This window comes from Halorubrum sp. AD140, assembly GCF_034497445.1.
Taxonomy (GTDB): Archaea; Halobacteriota; Halobacteria; order Halobacteriales; family Haloferacaceae; genus Halorubrum.
This window is the reverse complement of the sequence record NZ_JAXRUU010000068.1, coordinates 1-16,190: the sequence shown is the minus strand read 5'-3', so window position 1 is coordinate 16,190 and position 16,190 is coordinate 1. Positions and strand designations below refer to the sequence as shown.

At 69.5% G+C, this 16,190-nt stretch carries 14 protein-coding genes and 2 pseudogenes; 6 read left to right on the top strand and 10 right to left on the bottom strand.

What is annotated here, in order from left to right:
• Both U4E84_RS14155 and U4E84_RS14150 read right to left on the bottom strand, forming a co-directional pair.
• A pseudogene (locus U4E84_RS14155) lies at positions 1 to 452 on the bottom strand (argininosuccinate lyase); the annotation flags it as partial.
• The gene (locus U4E84_RS14150; protein WP_322532760.1) at positions 453 to 1,694 is read right to left on the bottom strand and encodes an argininosuccinate synthase; all 1,242 of its coding nucleotides are present in this window, start codon (positions 1,692 to 1,694) and stop codon (positions 453 to 455) included.
• Between the two features lie 477 nt (positions 1,695 to 2,171).
• Here U4E84_RS14150 and U4E84_RS14145 point away from each other — a divergent pair, with 477 nt between their 5' ends.
• Positions 2,172 to 2,480, top strand: a complete 309-nt coding sequence (locus tag U4E84_RS14145; protein WP_322532759.1) for a hypothetical protein — start codon at positions 2,172 to 2,174, stop codon at positions 2,478 to 2,480.
• Between the two features lie 91 nt (positions 2,481 to 2,571).
• Here the strand turns inward: U4E84_RS14145 and U4E84_RS14140 are convergent, their stop codons facing one another.
• The 5 genes from U4E84_RS14140 to U4E84_RS14120 form a co-directional block, all read right to left on the bottom strand.
• Positions 2,572 to 3,909: a glutamate-1-semialdehyde 2,1-aminomutase gene (locus tag U4E84_RS14140; RefSeq protein WP_322532758.1), complete on the bottom strand. Its 1,338-nt coding sequence runs from the start codon at positions 3,907 to 3,909 to the stop codon at positions 2,572 to 2,574.
• Positions 3,910 to 4,001: 92 nt separating this feature from the next.
• Complete coding sequence (locus tag U4E84_RS14135) at positions 4,002 to 5,720, bottom strand: ammonium transporter (RefSeq protein ID WP_322532757.1); 1,719 nt, start codon at positions 5,718 to 5,720, stop codon at positions 4,002 to 4,004.
• Between the two features lie 506 nt (positions 5,721 to 6,226).
• Positions 6,227 to 7,258 (bottom strand): DNA repair and recombination protein RadA, encoded by a 1,032-nt coding sequence (gene radA / locus U4E84_RS14130; protein WP_322532756.1) that lies wholly within the window; start codon positions 7,256 to 7,258, stop codon positions 6,227 to 6,229.
• Between the two features lie 221 nt (positions 7,259 to 7,479).
• Positions 7,480 to 7,980: an amino acid-binding protein gene (locus tag U4E84_RS14125; protein ID WP_322532755.1), complete on the bottom strand. Its 501-nt coding sequence runs from the start codon at positions 7,978 to 7,980 to the stop codon at positions 7,480 to 7,482.
• 54 nt (positions 7,981 to 8,034) lie between these two features.
• Positions 8,035 to 8,505: a DUF6789 family protein gene (locus U4E84_RS14120; RefSeq protein WP_322532754.1), complete on the bottom strand. Its 471-nt coding sequence runs from the start codon at positions 8,503 to 8,505 to the stop codon at positions 8,035 to 8,037.
• Positions 8,506 to 8,694: 189 nt separating this feature from the next.
• Here U4E84_RS14120 and U4E84_RS14115 point away from each other — a divergent pair, with 189 nt between their 5' ends.
• Positions 8,695 to 10,923, top strand: coding sequence for an ATP-dependent DNA helicase (locus U4E84_RS14115; protein WP_322532753.1), 2,229 nt, complete (start codon positions 8,695 to 8,697; stop codon positions 10,921 to 10,923).
• Positions 10,924 to 10,960: 37 nt separating this feature from the next.
• Here the strand turns inward: U4E84_RS14115 and U4E84_RS14110 are convergent, their stop codons facing one another.
• Positions 10,961 to 11,320 (bottom strand): hypothetical protein, encoded by a 360-nt coding sequence (locus U4E84_RS14110; RefSeq protein ID WP_322532752.1) that lies wholly within the window; start codon positions 11,318 to 11,320, stop codon positions 10,961 to 10,963.
• 60 nt (positions 11,321 to 11,380) lie between these two features.
• Entirely contained in the window at positions 11,381 to 11,938 is a 558-nt protein-coding gene (locus U4E84_RS14105) for a TATA-box-binding protein (RefSeq protein WP_322532751.1), read from the bottom strand.
• An 87-nt stretch (positions 11,939 to 12,025) separates the two neighbouring features.
• On the opposite strand from U4E84_RS14105, the gene U4E84_RS14100 reads away from it, so the two are divergent.
• From U4E84_RS14100 to rpiA, 3 genes are all read left to right on the top strand, one after another.
• A complete protein-coding gene (locus U4E84_RS14100) occupies positions 12,026 to 13,099 on the top strand; it encodes a THUMP domain-containing protein (RefSeq protein ID WP_322532750.1) in 1,074 nt (357 codons plus the stop codon).
• A gap of 166 nt (positions 13,100 to 13,265) precedes the next feature.
• A complete protein-coding gene (locus tag U4E84_RS14095) occupies positions 13,266 to 14,393 on the top strand; it encodes an ORC1-type DNA replication protein (protein WP_322532749.1) in 1,128 nt (375 codons plus the stop codon).
• Between the two features lie 74 nt (positions 14,394 to 14,467).
• Entirely contained in the window at positions 14,468 to 15,196 is a 729-nt protein-coding gene (gene rpiA, locus U4E84_RS14090; RefSeq protein ID WP_322532748.1) for a ribose-5-phosphate isomerase RpiA, read from the top strand.
• A 95-nt stretch (positions 15,197 to 15,291) separates the two neighbouring features.
• Here the strand turns inward: rpiA and U4E84_RS14085 are convergent, their stop codons facing one another.
• Positions 15,292 to 15,459, bottom strand: a complete 168-nt coding sequence (locus U4E84_RS14085; RefSeq protein ID WP_004047560.1) for a DUF1931 family protein — start codon at positions 15,457 to 15,459, stop codon at positions 15,292 to 15,294.
• A 199-nt stretch (positions 15,460 to 15,658) separates the two neighbouring features.
• On the opposite strand from U4E84_RS14085, the pseudogene U4E84_RS14080 reads away from it, so the two are divergent.
• A pseudogene (locus U4E84_RS14080) lies at positions 15,659 to 16,190 on the top strand (hypothetical protein); the annotation flags it as partial.

Genomic DNA, 16,190 nt, shown 5'->3' with positions numbered 1-16,190 from the left:
ACGAGCGCCTCCCGAAGCGTGATCGTGGCCTCGGCGGCCGCGAGCAGGTCCTCGCGCAGCCGGTACCGGATGCAGGTCGCCACCTCGTCGTTGCGCGAGCGGCCGGTGTGCATCCGCCCGCCGTCCGGCCCGATACGGTCGATGACGGCCGTCTCGATCGCCTCGTGGACGTCCTCGCCGTCCGGCAGCGCGTCGTGGCCGGCGGCCTCCACGTCGTCGAGCGCCGCGAGGATCTCGCCCGCGACCGCGTCGTCGACGATCCCCTGCTCGGCGAGCATCACCGCGTGCGCGCGGTCGACCGCGAGGTCGGCCTCGAAGATGGCCGCGTCGGCCGCGAGGCTCGACAGGAACGCGCGGGCGGGGCCGCCGCTGAAGCGGTCGCGGCGGACGGCGGTGCCGCTCTCGGCCGTCGCGTTCGCGTCAGTCGCCGTGCCGGGATCGTCGTCGGTCATTTAGCTGTGGTCGGCGTCGGTTCCGTCCGTCTCGCCGGAGCCGTCCGTCGCCAGTTCGGGCTTCGAGACCGCCTCCTTCACGTCGTTGGCGAGGCGCTCCTGGAGCCCGTGGTACTTCGCGACGCCCGTCGCGTCCGACTGGGCGATGCCGGCGACGTCCTCGGTGTTGAACGAGGCCATCTCCTCGGAGTAGACGGCGTACTCGGAGTCGCGGGCGACGACGCGGCAGTTGCCGCCGGAGACCTTCACGGTCGCGGTGCCGGTCACCACGTCCTGCGTCTCGTCGACGAACGCGTTCAGCGCGTCGACGACGGGGGCGAACACGAGCCCCTGGTACGCCTTCTCGGACCACTCCTGTTCGATCCCCTTCTTGAACGAGCGCTCGTTCTTCGTGAGGACGAGGTCCTCCAAGGCCTGGTGCGCGGTGAGGAGGACGGTCGCGGCCGGGTGCTCGTAGTTCTCGCGCACCTTCAGCCCGAGCATGCGGTCCTCCATCACGTCGGTGCGACCGATCCCGTAGCCGCCGGCGTACTCGTTGAGGTGCTGGATGAGCGGGACCGGGTCCATCGCCTCGCCGTCGACGGCGACCGGGACGCCCTCCTCGAAGGCGACCTCGATGGTGGTCTCGCCCTCCGGCTCCGCGGTCCACTCGTAGATGTCCTCCGGCGGCTCGTAGTCGGGGTTCTCCAGCTTGCCGCCCTCGACCGCGCGCGACCAGATGTTCTCGTCGATGGACCAGACGCCGCCGTCGCCGGCCTCCACGGGCAGGTCCTTCTCGGCCGCGTAGTCGATCTCCCACTCGCGGGTGAGTCCGAGCTCGCGGACGGGCGCGATGACCTCCAGGTCGGAGCCGCGCCAGACGGCCTCGAACCGGAGCTGGTCGTTCCCCTTCCCGGTGCAGCCGTGCGCGACGGCGTCACAGCCCTGCTCCTCGGCGACGCCGAGGATCGCCTCGGCGATGACGGGGCGCGCGAGCGCGGTCCCGAGCGGGTAGCCCTGGTACGTCGCGTTCGTCTTCACCGCGTCGAAACACAGGTCCGCGAACTCCTCCTTCGCGTCGACGACGTGGAGGTCGAGCCCGAGCGCCTCGGCGGTCTCCTCGGCCTCGTCGAACTCCTCGGTCGGCTGCCCGACGTCGACGTTGACGCCGATCACCTCGTCGTAGCCGTACTCCTCTTTCAGGAGCGGCACGCAGACGGTCGTGTCGAGTCCCCCACTGAACGCGAGTGCAACGGTTGCCATTACAGGAGTACACTGGGGTCACACCCTTAAATTCAACGGTTTAGATATTGTAATTAACTGCCGGAGCCGACGCTACGGACGGACGGAGCTGTCACTCTACGGGACGAAACGGCGCGAACGCGACGAGGGAATGGAGATTACTGGCCCGAGGGGGCCCGTCGTCGCGCCGCGCCGGAAGCCGGTCGCGGCGGTCGGACGCCTCGTCGCGGTCGCGGGGCTCGTCGACCTCGGACGAGGGCAGCGTCGAGACGAGCCTCCGCGCTCATTACCTGTACGTACCCGATTTTCGCTATAAAAACGTTCCGCAACTGCGTCGCGAACACACGCCGCTCTCGCCCCGCCGGCGAACCGACCGTCTCGACGAACCGTGAACGTCTCAGCAAACCACGAACGTCTCGGTACCGGTCAATAGCGCTCTGTCGCCGTATATCGGGCTCATAGTTCGTTTTACGTTCGTTCCGCGCGTGTCGTGAGACGATGGGAGCGACTGACGGCGTTCGGCGGCGGTGTCGAGTCGCGACGGAACCGCACCGCGACAGGGCGCTCACGCTGTACGGGACCGACGGACGGACGTATCAAGTCATCGACGCGGCGGACGGAGTTCGCGAGCGGTTGGGCGACCTGCGTTGCGGGGACACCGTCGGAGTCGCCCTGGAACCGGTCCGGTGTCGGGGCGACGGCTGGCGGATCGTCCGGATGGACGAGGCGACTTCGTCGGGGAGCCCGCGCCGGCGACCGGCCGCCGAGGCGAAAGGCCGATCCGCCGCGGGGCCGACTTCCCGGTAGGAGATCCGATGCTCGTCGGTCGCCGGAGTCGCGACCGAATTCGCAGCGCCGATGCGCGGCTACGGATCTCGGTTGACCCCGTCGCAGGCGCTCAGATCGCCTCTCGGTACGCCTCCAGCGTCCGCTCGACGTCCTCCTCCGTGTGCGCGTAGGAGGTGAACTGACACTCGAACTGGTTCGCGGTGAGGAACACGCCGCGGTCTTTCATCTCCTGCCAGAACACGCGCTCCCAGCGGTCCGTCGCGGCGTTCGCGACGTCGGCGCCTGTCTTCGGGCACGTGTCGTACCGCGCGCAGTCGGGGTCCTGCCGACAGCCGCCCGCACAGCAGTCGTCGACGTCGTCGGGCGCCTCGCGGGTGAATATCGTCTTGAACATCGAGTCGGTGCCGACGACGGTGTACTCCGGCGCGCGCTCCGCGCAGATCTCGGCTATCCCCTCGCGAAGCTTCCGCCCGAGCCTGTTGACGTGCTCGTACACGTCGTTCTCGGCGGCGTACTCCAGCCCGGCCTTCCCCGCGGCCATCGTCACCGGGTGCCCGGAGAACGTGCCGGACTGGAACACGTCGCCCGCGGGCGTGAACCCCTCGACGATCTCCGCTTTCCCCCCGATCGCGCCGACCGGGAACCCGCCGCCGACGATCTTGCCGAACGTCGTCACGTCGGGCGTGACGCCGAACTTCGACTGCGCGCAGCCGAGTCCGCCGACGCGGAACCCCGTGATCACCTCGTCGAAGATCAAGAGGGAGCCGTGGTCGTCACACAGGTCTCGCAGGGTCTCGTGGTAGCCGTCGATGGGCGTGACGATCCCCATGTTGGCTAAGATTGGCTCGACGAGGACCGCGGCGATGTCGTCGCCGTGCTCCGCGAACACCTCCTTGGCGGCCTCCGGGTCGTTGAACGGGATCGGGAGGGTGTGCTGCGCGAACGCCTCCGGGATCCCGGCCGTCGACGGGTGCGCGTCGCCCGGCGACCCCTCGACGAGCGTCGACTCCTGGGCGCCGTGGTAGCCGCCCCGCATGACGACGATCTTGTCGCGGTCGGTGTGGCCGCGCGCGAGCCGTACCGCCGACACCGTCGCCTCGGTCCCGGAGTTGACGAACCGGATCGACTCCACGCTCGGGACGTGCCGCGCCACGAACTCGGCGTGTTCGACCTCGACCTCGGTCGGCGCCCCGTACATCGGCCCCGCGGCGACGTGCGACTGGATCGCCGCCTCCACCGGCTCCGGGAGGTCGTGGCCGTACAGGAGGGGGCCGTACCCCATCACCCAGTCGACGTAGCGGTTCCCGTCGGCGTCGATGACGTGGCCGCCGTCCCCGCGCTCGACGAAGAACGGGTGCGGCATCGTCGCCCGGACCGAGGAGTTGACCCCGCCCGGCATCACCGACAGCGCGCGGTCGTACAGTCCGCGGGAGCGCTCGTGGTTCATGGCCCGACGTTGGTCGGAGGGATGAAAGTAGTTGCCGAACCGAGCGAGGCCGCGACCACCGCGGCGGGAAAACGAGGACGCGTCGGCCGAGCCTACACCGCCTCCGGGCCGGTCGCGCCGGTGCGTACCTGCAGCGCGTCCTCGACGGGCAGGATGAACACCTTCCCGTCGCCGGGCTCGCCGGTCTTCGCGGCGTCGCTTATCGCCTCCGCGACCTCGTCGGCCGGGATGTCGGCGACGACGACGTCGATCTTCACCTTCTGGTGGAGGTCGACGGTGAACTCCTCGCCGCGCCACTGGCCCTTCTTCGCGGGCTGGCTGCCGCGGCCGGAGACGTTCGTCACGGTGAGCGAGGGCGCGTTGATCTCCGCGAGCGCCTGCTTGATGGCCCCGAGCTTGTCGGGGCGGACCACCGCGGTGACCATCTTGATCCCCGAACCGGCCTCTTCGCCGCCGTCGGCGCGCGGCGAGCCCTCCGTGGTGTCGACGACGGCGGGACCGCCGTCGGTCGCGACGCGGTCGCCGCCGAACTCGGGGTAGGTCTCGACGCCGTGTTCGGAGATGTCGAGGCCCTCCTGTTCGTGTTCGCGGGTGACCCGCGCCTCGCCGCTCACCTTGAGGACGTACCAGACGGCCGCGGTCGCGGTGAGCGTCCAGCCGCCGATGATGATGACGCCGGTCAGCTGAGCGATGAAGTGGGCGCCGACGCTGCTACTGAGGGCGCCCGGGGCGGCGACGAACGGGAACAGCAGCGTCCCCAGCACGCCCGCGCTGCCGTGGACCGGGAACACCGCGCAGACGTCGTCGATCTTGAGCGTGTCCGAGACGAACTCGAAGACGATCGGGAGCTGCGCGCCGGCCAGGCCGCCGACGACCAGCGCGCCCCACCACGCCGTGGTGTCGGGGATGGCGGTGATGCCGACGAGCCCAGCCAGCAGGCCGTTGGCGACGTACAGCGTGTCGACCTTCCCCGTCTTCAGCCACACGACGAGCGCGGCGCCGATCCCGCCGGCCGCCATCGCGATCGTCGTCCCCATCGCGACGAGGTTGAGCGTCAGCGTGTTGAACACGCCGCCGCTGACCACGGAGGCGGTCCCGACGTTGAAGCCGTACCAGCCGAACGCGAGGATGAGCGTCCCGAGCACCGCGAACGTCAGCGAGTGACCGGGGATGACGTTCGTCGAGCCGTCCTCGGCGTAGCGGTCCATCCGCGGACCGAGGACGGCCGCCGCGGTGAGCCCCGCGATGCCGCCCATGCCGTGGACGATCATGCCGCCGGCGAAGTCGTGGAACGCCACGCCGGTCAGCTGCGCGACGAGCCCGTCGCCCGAGGCCGACCAGGTGAACGCGATGACCATCGGGTAGATCACGGCGGCCAGCAGGAACGTGTAGGTGACGTACGCGCGGAGCTTCGCGCGGCCGGCGACCGCGCCCGACACGATGGTCGCGGCCGTCATGGCGAACACCGCGCCGTAGAGCCAGTTGACGTACGGGCCGACCGCGCCCTCTTCGACGGCGAGTTCGCCGCCGGAGAACAGCGTCCCCGCGACGGAGACGGGGCCGCCGGAGCCGCTCATGACGCTGGTGAACGCCGTCCCGATCAGGAAGAACACCGTCACCCCGACGCTCCACGTCAGGAGGTTCTTCGTCAGCTGGTTGGCGACGTTCTTCGAGCGGACCTGCCCGGCTTCGAGCATGGCGAAGCCGGCGTGCATGAAGAAGATCAGGAACGTCACCATGAGGATCCACGTCCCGTTCATCGCCGACGCGAAGGTGCTCGGGTCGACCGTCGCGAGTACGCCGGTCGTCACGACTCGACCACCTCAACTGAACATACGTCCTTCGAATCGCGCGTTTCGTTCGTGTTCATGTGCTGAATCACGTTTCGACAGCGGGGAACAGGAATATATAAACGTTCGAGTTGGGTTTCACAAAAAATCACTTTAATAATACGGTGGATGTCAGATATAAGGACGAATACATGCTGTATAAGGACATATTCTCGACGGATTCCCCGCAATCCTTGCGATCAAATCGGACGAACGTTTTGTATGTATTCTGTCATCAAGGCACGGATCGGCCGCTTTCGGGGTTCGTGGCGCCGGGCGCGGCCGCCGCCGGCGATTTTTGCCGCTCTGCTTTTCGACCGATATCGGCGTTACGGCGTCACAAGAGCGATCTCGGGGGTTTCGGGCGTTCCGAGAGGAAGTTTACGTTCGTCAACCGGATCTGCGGTTCGGCTGCGAATCCGGACACCTGACCGCCCACTCGGTGTCGGATCCGACCTCGACGGTGCCGATCGAGGGCTCGTCTCCGGCTACTCCGGCTTCAGCCCCTCGCCCTGCACGCGCATCACGGCCTCGCCGTCGGCGAGGTTCGGCGCGTCGACGAGGCGGACGATCCGCTTGTCGCCCTTCGACTTGCGGAGGTAGATCCGGAACGTGGAGGCGTGTCCGAGGATGTTGCCGCCGATCGCCTGGGTCGGGTCGCCGAAGTAGGAGTCGGGGTTCGACGCGACCTGGTTGGTGACGAGGATGGCGGTGTTGAACAGGTCGCCGATCCGCATCAGGTCGTGGAGGTGCTTGTTAAGCTTCTGCTGTCGCTCGGCGAGCTCTCCCCGACCAACGTACTCGGCGCGGAAGTGGGCGGTCAGCGAGTCAACGCAGACGATTCGGATGGGCCACTCGCTCTCCTCCTGTTCGCCGGCGAGCTCCTTCGCCTTCTCGGCGAGCAGAATCTGGTGGTTGGAGTTGAACGCCTTCGCGACGTGGATCTGGTCGAGGAACGCCTCGATCAGCTCCTCCATCGCCTCCTCGTCGCTCGGGGTGCCCTCGATCTCGCGCCGCTCCATCTCGTCGGAGAGGATCTCGTCGTCGAGCCCGCGGACCATGTCGTCGATCCGCTCCGGGCGGAACGTGTCCTCTGAGTCGACGAAGATGCAGCCGCCCTCCAGCCCGCCGTTCTCCTTGGAGAGCTGGACGTTGACGGCCATCTGGTGGGTCACCTGCGACTTCCCGGAGCCGAACTCGCCGTACACCTCGGTGATCGACTGCGTCTCGATGCCGCCGCCGAGCAGGTCGTCGACCTCGTCGATCTGCCAGGAGAGCTTGCCGATCTCCTGGCGGCGTTCGAGCACCGTCGCGCCCGTCTCGAAGCCGCCGACGTCGGCGGCCTTGCGGGCGGCGTTGATGATGTCGCTGGCGGACGACTCGCCGATGTCCGCGGTGTTCGACATCTCGCCGGGGCTGGCGACGGCGATCGACTGGTAGCTCTCGAACCCGTTCTCGACGAGCTTGTCTGCGGTCGCTGGGCCGACTCCGGGGAGGTCCTCGAGTTCGTCTTCAGGCATGTACGCCACCCTTGTTCGCCATCCCGTATAAAGACTGGTTTACACCCTAGTGAAAGTGAAATTCACGTCGACCACGCGAGCTCGGATGCGTCGACTCCGCATATAAGCCTCCGCGCCGAATCGAGGAGGCGACTCGCGAACGAAACTGGTCGGGGGTCGCGCTCGACGCGGCCTCAATCGACGCGGTTCCGCTTGACGCTGTCGCCGCGCCGTCCGGGCGGTCAGAACCCCACGCGACGGACGTATCCCAGCTCGCGGATCGCCACGAGGAGCTCGCCGGGCAGCTCCGCGTCGGTGATCACGTACAGCTTCGGATCGTCGGTGAACTCGGGGTCCTCGCTCAGCACCTGTCGGATCGAAACGTCGTGTTCGGCGAGGATACCGGTCACCTCGGCGACGATCCCGGCCTCGTCGGCGGCCGCGACTTCGATCGTGAGGACCGTCAGATCGAGGACGGGCGCCAGGTCCATCAGGCTCGGCACCGAGGAGATGTTGGTGAAGATGCGCTTCAGTTCGGGGTCCGCCAGTATCGCGTCCGTCGTCGAGTCGACGACCCGTCGGTCGACGTCGAGCTCGCGCGCGATCCCGGTGTACGGGATCTCGATCCCGCCGGAGACGACGCGCCCCTCTTCGTTGACGGAGAAGCCGCGCTCTAAGAACAGCCGGATGACGGCCTGCTGGCTCGGTGACCCCTCGAACTTCTCGAGGATCTCGTCGAACATTCGTTGCTATGGTGCTCGTCGCCGCGGGCTTAAAAATCGGGGTACTACGGGGTCTCAGCTCGCGAGCGTCGAGTAGACGCCGCCGAGCACCGCGCCGTAGACGACGTGGCCGACGAGGCTCTCGACGCCGACGTTCGGCAGCGGCGGCGCGCCCGGGAACCCGACGGCGCCCAGCCAGATCGGCATCACGATCACGGCGAGCGCGACCCACACGAGGAGGCCGTAGCCCGCACCGACCCCGAGGCTCGTCCCGACCGAGTCGCCGACGCCCGGCTTCGCGCTCGCGATAGCGGCGAACCCGAGACCGATGACCGCACCGTGAGACATGTGAATCGCCCAGCCGACGGCGCCGGCGGGACCCTCGATGCCGTACATCGCCGGGATCGCCACCTGCAGCACGCCGGGAGTCATCACCGACATCATCGCGCCGAACACGAGCCCGCCGGCCAGTCCGCCGGCCACGCCCGCCTTCCAGTTGCCCGTCTCGGTCGATACCTCGTTCGTCATCGCGGTTTCGGTCGCCATATCGGTTCAGCAGTCGCGACAAAACCGGTAATATATGCCTGTATTATGTGTCCGTAGCGCACGCACCCCATAGTTATATATACGTAATGAACCGACAGGAAAAGATCGAACTACCGTCGCTCCGTGCCGTCGGATCACTTCCGCCCCGGCACCCCACCCCTTTTAGCCGATGACGACGAACCTCGTCCCGTGTCAGAGTCGTCGCATCTGCGGTTCTTCCCGTACGAGGAGCCGTACCCGAACCAGCGCGAGGCGATGGACAGGATCGCCAACGCGCTGGACCGCGGACAGGACGTGCTGTTCGAGGGCGCGCCCGGGACGGGAAAGACCCTCTCCGCGCTCGTGCCCGCCTTAGAGCACGCCCGCGAGCACGACCGCACGGTCGTGATCACGACCAACGTCCACCAGCAGATGCGACAGTTCGTCGAGGACGCCCGCGCGATCACCCGCGAAGAGCCCATTCGGGCGGTCGTCTTCAAGGGGAAATCGTCGATGTGCCACATCGACGTCGACTATCAGGAGTGCCAGACGCTCCGGGACACCACCCGCGAGCTGGTCGAGACGGAGAGCGACGTTCGGGAGCTGGAGTCGCGTCAGCGCGAGCTGCTCGCGGAGAGCCGCGAGGGCGACGCCGGAGCGGCGGAGTCTCGCGAGGCGATCATGGACGAGCTCGACGAGCTGGAGGACGAGCTCGACGAGTACGAGACCGCGAACGTCTGCGCCCACTACCGGAACAACCTCGTCGAGGACACCGACGAGTTCTTCGGGTGGCTGTTCGAGGACGTCCGCACCCCGGAGGACGTGTACGCGTACGCGGACGAGCGCGAGCTCTGCGGCTACGAGCTGCTCAAGGAGGGGATGGAGGGCGTCGACCTCGTCGTGTGTAACTACCACCACCTGCTGGACCCGCAGATCCGCGAGCAGTTCTTCCGGTGGATCGACCGCGACCCCTCGCAGATACTCACCGTCTTCGACGAGGCGCACAACGTCGAGGACGCCGCCCGCGACCACGCCACTCGCACCCTCACGGAGAACACCCTCGACGCCGCCGTCGAGGAGCTGACGGACAGCGACGACTCCCGCGCGGAGGCGGCCGAGAACGTCGTCCGCGCGTTCCGCGACGCCCTGGTCGAGACGTACGACGACGCGCTCGGCTTCGGCGCCCGCGAGGGGGTCGGCGAGAACTGGGAGGACGTCTCGATCGCGAACGACGACCGGCGAGACGACCTCACGCTCGCGTTCCTCCGCAGCTACGAGGGGAAGGGGATCGACACGGAGACCGAGCTCGCGCTCCAGCTCGGACGGGCGCTCGACGAGGCGTACGAGCGCCGCTACCGCGACGGCGAGACCACCACTCGGACGGAGTGTCAGACTCTGCAGGTCGCCCGGTTCGTGTCGACGTGGATAGACGAGGGCACGGAGCTCGGCCAGTATCCGGTCGTCTCCGTGCGCCGCGACGGCGCCACCGACGAGGTGTACGGCCGCGCGGAGCTGTACACCTGCATCCCCCGTCGCGTCACCGAGGAGCTGTTCGACGAGGTCGCCGCGTCCGTGCTGATGAGCGCGACGCTCCGCCCCTTCGACGTCACGAAGGACGTGCTCGGCTTGGAGGACGTGGCGTCGCTCGCGTACGGGATGGCGTATCCCGAGGAGAACCGCCGGACGTTCGCGGTCGACGCGCCGCCGCTTTTCGCCTCCGAGCGCAACGACCCGCAGACCCAGGAGACGGTGGCGTCGCTGCTGCGCGACGCGATCCGCTTCACCCCGGGCAACACCCTCGCCTTCTTCCCCTCGTACGCCGAGGCCGAACGATACTACGAGCGGCTCGGCGGCTCGGCGGGCGGAGGCGGCGCCGGAGCCGGTGTCGGCGCGGGCGGCGGCCTCGTCGGCGCGGACCTCGGTTCGCTTTACCTCGACGGGTCGGGCGAGGACGAAGAGCGGCTCCGGCGGCGGTTCGTCGAGAGCGACGACGCCACCCTGTTCACCTCCCTGTGGGGGACGCTCGCCGAGGGGGTGAGCTTCGACGGCGACGACGCCCGGACGGTGGTGGTCGTCGGCGTCCCGTACCCCCACCTCTCGGACCGAATGGAGGCGGTGCAGGACGCGTACGACCGGACGTTCGCCGACCGCGACCGCGCCCGCGACCCCGGCTGGGCGTACGCCGTCGAGATCCCGACGATCCGCAAGACGCGACAGGCGATCGGGCGCGTGGTCCGCGGCCCCGACGACTTCGGCGTCCGGATCCTCGCCGACCGGCGGTACACGACCGCCGACATGGGGAAGTACTCGGTCCGCGACGCCTTCCCTCCCGAGGAGCGGGCGGAGCTGCTCGACGTCGCCCCGGAGAAGCTGAAGTTCGCGATGCTGAACTTCTACGGCGACCACGGCGCGTACGACGGGTCACCGCCCGAGCCGTGAAACCGGGAGACTGCCGGCCACCGCCCGAGCCGTGACCCTACCCCGGCATCGACGCGAGCAGCACCGTGACCCCTAACAGCACGATCCCGAGCAGCGTCGTGATCACGGCGTGGATCACTGTCATCCCGACGACGAGCCGGCGCGGCTGGTCGTAGCTCCACGCGAACATGATCCCGTCGACGAGGAGCGCGACGGGAACGAGCACCGCCTCGGGGACGGCGAACGCGCCGCCGACGACGCCGACGACCGCGGGGAGTGGCCCGACGAACAGCGCGCGGCGCGGATCCACGTCGCCGAGGACGTTCCGAGCGGCGAGGTGAGCGGTCACGGAGAGGAACAGCGCGAACAGGAGGGTCGTCCCCAACACCGACACTGGCGTCACCGTCTGCAGGAGCATGGGTGACGTACGCGACGACGTGTAAAAGTGGTCGCGGAATCGGATCGCGAGGGCGCCCGATCAGCCGAGCAGCCCGAGCGCCTCCAGCTCGTCGACGATCACGTCGACGGCGGCCGCCGCGTCGTCGGGGCTCGTTCCGCCCGTGACGACGAGCTTTCCGCTGCCGAACAAGAGCGCCACGACGTCCGGCTCGTCGAGCCGGTAGACGAGCCCGGGGAACTGCTCCGGCTCGTACTCGATGTGCTCGAGCCCGAGCCCGATCGCGATCGCGTTGAGGTTGAGGCTCTCGCCGAGGTCGGCGGACGTGACGATGTTCTGGACCGTGATCTCGGGGTCCCCGATCGGGATCTGGAGCGCGCGGAGCTCGTCGAACACGAGCGCGAGGCTCTCGTGGACGGCGTCGACGGAGTTCGCGCCCGTACACACGATCTTGCCGGACCGGAATATCAGCGCGGCCGATTTCGGGTCCGTGGTGCGGTACACGAGCCCGGGGAACTGCTCGGGGTCGTAATCGGCCCCTTCCAGGTCCATCGCGACGCTCTGGAGGTCGAGCTCCTGCCCGATCCCCGTGGAGGCAACGACGTTCTCTATCGTGATCGTCTCCTTCGGATCGGCCATCACTACCGGCACAATCGCTTGAAACAGTTAAAAAGGTGCGTGGTCGGAACCGCTATCCTCTTGCGAGGGGCCGCCCGACTCCGAGGCGTGTACTGGCTCGAACTCGCCGGCGAGGCGGACGCGTTCGCCGCCCGCGAGGCCGCGACCGCGGCGACCGGCGTGGAGCTGCTCGCGCCCGGGATCGCGAGCGCCGGCAGCGTCGGTCTCGGCGGCGCCGACCCCGATGCGGACGACGGCGCCGACCGCGCCGCGGTCCGCCGACTCGCCTACACCCGCGCCGCCCACGAGGCGGTCGCCCGCACGGCCGCCGACCTCGACGCCGCCGTCGCCGCGCTGGACGCGGCGCCGCTGGACCGCTCTGGCACGGTCGCGGTCCGGGCCCGCAACGTCCGGAACACGACCGGGGTCTCGACGACCGCCGCGGAGCGCGCGCTCGGAGGGGTCCTCGTCGACCGCGGCTTCTCCGTCGACCGCGACGACCCCGACCACGTGCTGCGCGCGCTGTTCGCCGCCGGCGAGCGCGCCGCCCACGAGGCGGTCCCCGGCGCCGACGGCGGCGACGCGTCGGTGTGCGCGCTCGGCTGGGTCGCCGCCGAGGCCGCCCGGGACTTCGCCCCGAAGCCGACCGACCGCCCCTTCTTCCAGCCGGGGAGCATGGCGCCCGCCGACGCCCGCGCGTACGTCAACCTCGCCGGCGCCGCGCCCGGTCGGACCCTGCTCGACCCGATGTGCGGCACCGGCGGGCTCCCGCTCGAGGCCGGGCTCGTCGGCGCCGACGTCCTCGCCTGCGACGCCCAGCGGAAGATGGTCCGGGGGACCCGAGAGAACCTCCTGGAGTACGTGGACGCGCTCTCTGAGGGCCCGAACTGGCACGTCGCCCGCGGCGACGCCACGGCCCTCCCGCTCCGCGCCGACGCGGTCGACGGCGTCGCCTTCGACGCGCCGTACGGCCGGCAGTCGAAGGTCGCCCGCCACGAGCTCGCCGACCTCGTCTCGGGCGCGCTCGCTGAGGCCGCCCGGGTCGCCCCTCGCGCCGTCGTCGTCGCCGATCGCGACTGGCGCGGGCGGGCCCGGGCGGCGGGCTGGGCGGTCGACGCCGCCTTCGAGCGCCGGGTCCACCGGTCGCTCACGCGGCACGTCCTGATACTCGACCGGGAGTGACCGCCGGGCCTCCGATCGGAACCGACGGAGACGCCCCCGGGCCGAAGCGCCCTGACAGTGGACGTTCGGTCGGCGATATATCGATCGAGAGCGGCGCAATCGACGAGTTTCAGTTTCACCGTCCCTCCGGGCAACGATTAAGTGGACGGCCTGTCGTGGTGAGTGCATGACCGGGGACGCCGGCGGCGACATGCTCTCGTGGGACGAGTCGGTGTTCCGCGACGAGTCGGTGTTCGAGATCGACCACGTTCCCGAGACGTTCCGCCACCGCGAGAGCCAGCTGGAGAGCCTGAAGTACGCCCTGCGTCCCGCGGTGCGCGGCTCCCGTCCGCTCAACACGATGGTGCGCGGTCCCCCCGGGACCGGCAAGACCACCGCGGTCCAGAAGCTGTTCGGCGAGCTCGGCGCCCGCACCGACGTGCGGACGGTCCGGGTCAACTGCCAGGTCGACTCGACCCGGTACGCCGTCTTCTCGCGGCTGTTCGAGGGGATCTTCGACTACGAGCCGCCCTCCTCCGGGATCTCATTCAAGAAGCTGTTCGGCCAGATCACCGACCGGCTCGTCGAGGAGGACGACGTGCTCGTCGTCGCCTTGGACGACGTGAACTACCTCTTCTACGAGAACGAGGCGTCCGACACGCTCTACTCGCTTCTGCGCGCCCACGAGGCGCACTCGGGGGCGAAGATCGGCGTCATCGTCGTCTCCTCCGACCTGGGGCTCGACGTGATCGACGACCTCGACACCCGGGTGCAGTCGGTGTTCCGCCCGGAGGAGGTGTACTTCCCCGTCTACGACGCCACCGAGATCTACGACATCCTCTTCGAGCGCGCGAAGCGGGGGTTCCACGACGGCGTCATCGGCGACGCCGAACTGGAGCGCGTCGCGGACCTCACCGCCGAGAGTGGCGACCTCCGCGTGGGGATCGACCTGCTCCGACGCGCCGGGCTCAACGCGGAGATGCGCGCCTCGAAGTCGATCGCCGAGGAGGACGTGGAGTCGGCGTACGACAAGTCCAAACACGTCCACCTCTCGCGGTCGCTCCGGGGGCTCTCGGAGTCCGAGCGCGCCCTCGTCCGGGTGCTCGCGGAGAACGACGGCGAGCGCGCCGGCACCGTCTACGAGGCGTTCCACGACCAGACCGACCTCGGCTACACCCGCTACTCCGAGATCATCAACAAGCTCGACCAGCTCGGCGTGATCGAGGCCGAGTACGCCGACGTGGAGGGGCGCGGCCGCTCCCGCGAGCTCTCCTTGGCCTACGACGCCGAGGCGGTCCTCGACCGGCTGGAGTAAGCGTCGCGGCCGTCGGCGGAACCGCCCTCCGACGACGCCGACGCCTTTTCGGTCCCCCCCGTCGAGTCGGAGGTATGAAGACGAGCGGCGGCAGCGACGCGGCGAAGCGACGCGCCGGCGAGTCGGCGGCGGGGACGGTCGACGACGGCGACGTCGTCGGGCTCGGGACGGGCTCGACCGCGGCCCACGCGATCCGGCGGCTGGGCGAGCGGGTCGACGCCGGGGTGGAGATCCGCGGCGTCCCGACGTCGTTCGCGAGCCGCGAGCTCGCCGCCGACCGCGGGATCCCCCTGCTCGACCTCGAGGAGGCGGTGGGGCCCGACGCGCCCGGGATCGACGTCGCGATCGACGGAGCGGACCAGGTTGCGGTCGGCGGTTCGGGCGACGGTGACGGCGTGAACGCCCTGATAAAGGGCGGCGGCGCCGCCCACGCCCGCGAGAAGCTGGTCGACGCGGCCGCCGACCGGTTCCTCGTCGTCGCCGACCCCTCGAAGGAGGCCCCGGTGCTCGACCGGTCCGTCCCCGTCGAGGTGCTCCCGGCGGGTCGCTCGGCCGTCGCCGAGTCGGTCCGCGCGGCGGGCGGCGACCCGACCCTCCGCCGCGCGGAGCGGAAGGACGGACCGGTCGTCACCGACAACGGGAACCTCGTGCTCGACTGCGCGTTCGGCGAGGTCGCGGACCCGGCGGCGCTCGCGGTGACCCTCTCGACGACGCCGGGCGTCGTCGAACACGGGCTCTTCGTCGACCTCGCCGACGAGGTCCACGTCGGGACGGACTCGGGCGTTCGGGTGCTCACGCGCTGATCCCGCGGGAGAGGGTCGCTGGCGACGATCGGGGGAGACGCGCCGCTCGCCGGTCGACGCGCGGTCAAAAAATCGGATCGAAAGTCGCGTCCGCCTTAGAGGTCGCGCGGCTGGACCGTCTTCCGGTCGTTGGCCTCGGCGCGGCGCGCGGCGTCTTCGAGCAGCTCGTCCACTTCGTCGTCCAGCGCGTCGTAGAAGTCCGAAGCGACGTTCTTGTCGTCCAGGGCTTCCTTGACGGCCGCTTTGACAATAAGGTCTGCCATGCGATCGGGCATATCCATCGACAGTTAATAAGAGTTCCTGAATTCGCCCGCGAGGGGCGTCGTGCGGGCCGTTCGCGACGGCAGACCGAAACGATCCCTTATAAGCTTTGTGAGTCCGTCCGGAGACGGACGTGAAATCGGTCTCGATCGGTCGCCACGGACCGACAGGTTCGACCGCCTCCGTCCCGGACGGGCGACCATGCGTGACACGCTCGAGGCGCTCGACGCCGGCGAGATTGGCGTCGCGGAGGCGGAATCGCGGCTCGCGGGCTACGCGACCACGGCGGCCGGCCGGTTCGACGCCGCCCGCGAGGACCGACGGGGGATCCCCGAGGCGATCCTCGCGGACGGGAAGACGCCCGACGAAGTGGCGGCGCTGGCGACGACGGCGGTGGAGACGACCGGACGGGCGCTCGTGACCCGCGCGGACCCGGACGACACGGCCGCGATCCGGACGGCGATGGCGGACGCCGACCTCGGAACCGGAGGGAACGCCGACCTCGGAACCGAGGGGGACGCCGACTCTGCGGCCGCCCCGACGATCGACCACGACGAGCGGACCGACACGGTCGTCGTCCGCGCCGCGACGTTCGAGCCGCCGGCCCTCGACGCGACGGTCGCGGTCGTCGCCGCCGGCACCGCGGACGCGGCGGTCGCGGGGGAGGCGGCGGTCGTCGCCCGCGAGGTCGGCGCGACGGTCGACCGCGTCGACGACGTCGGCGTGGCCAACC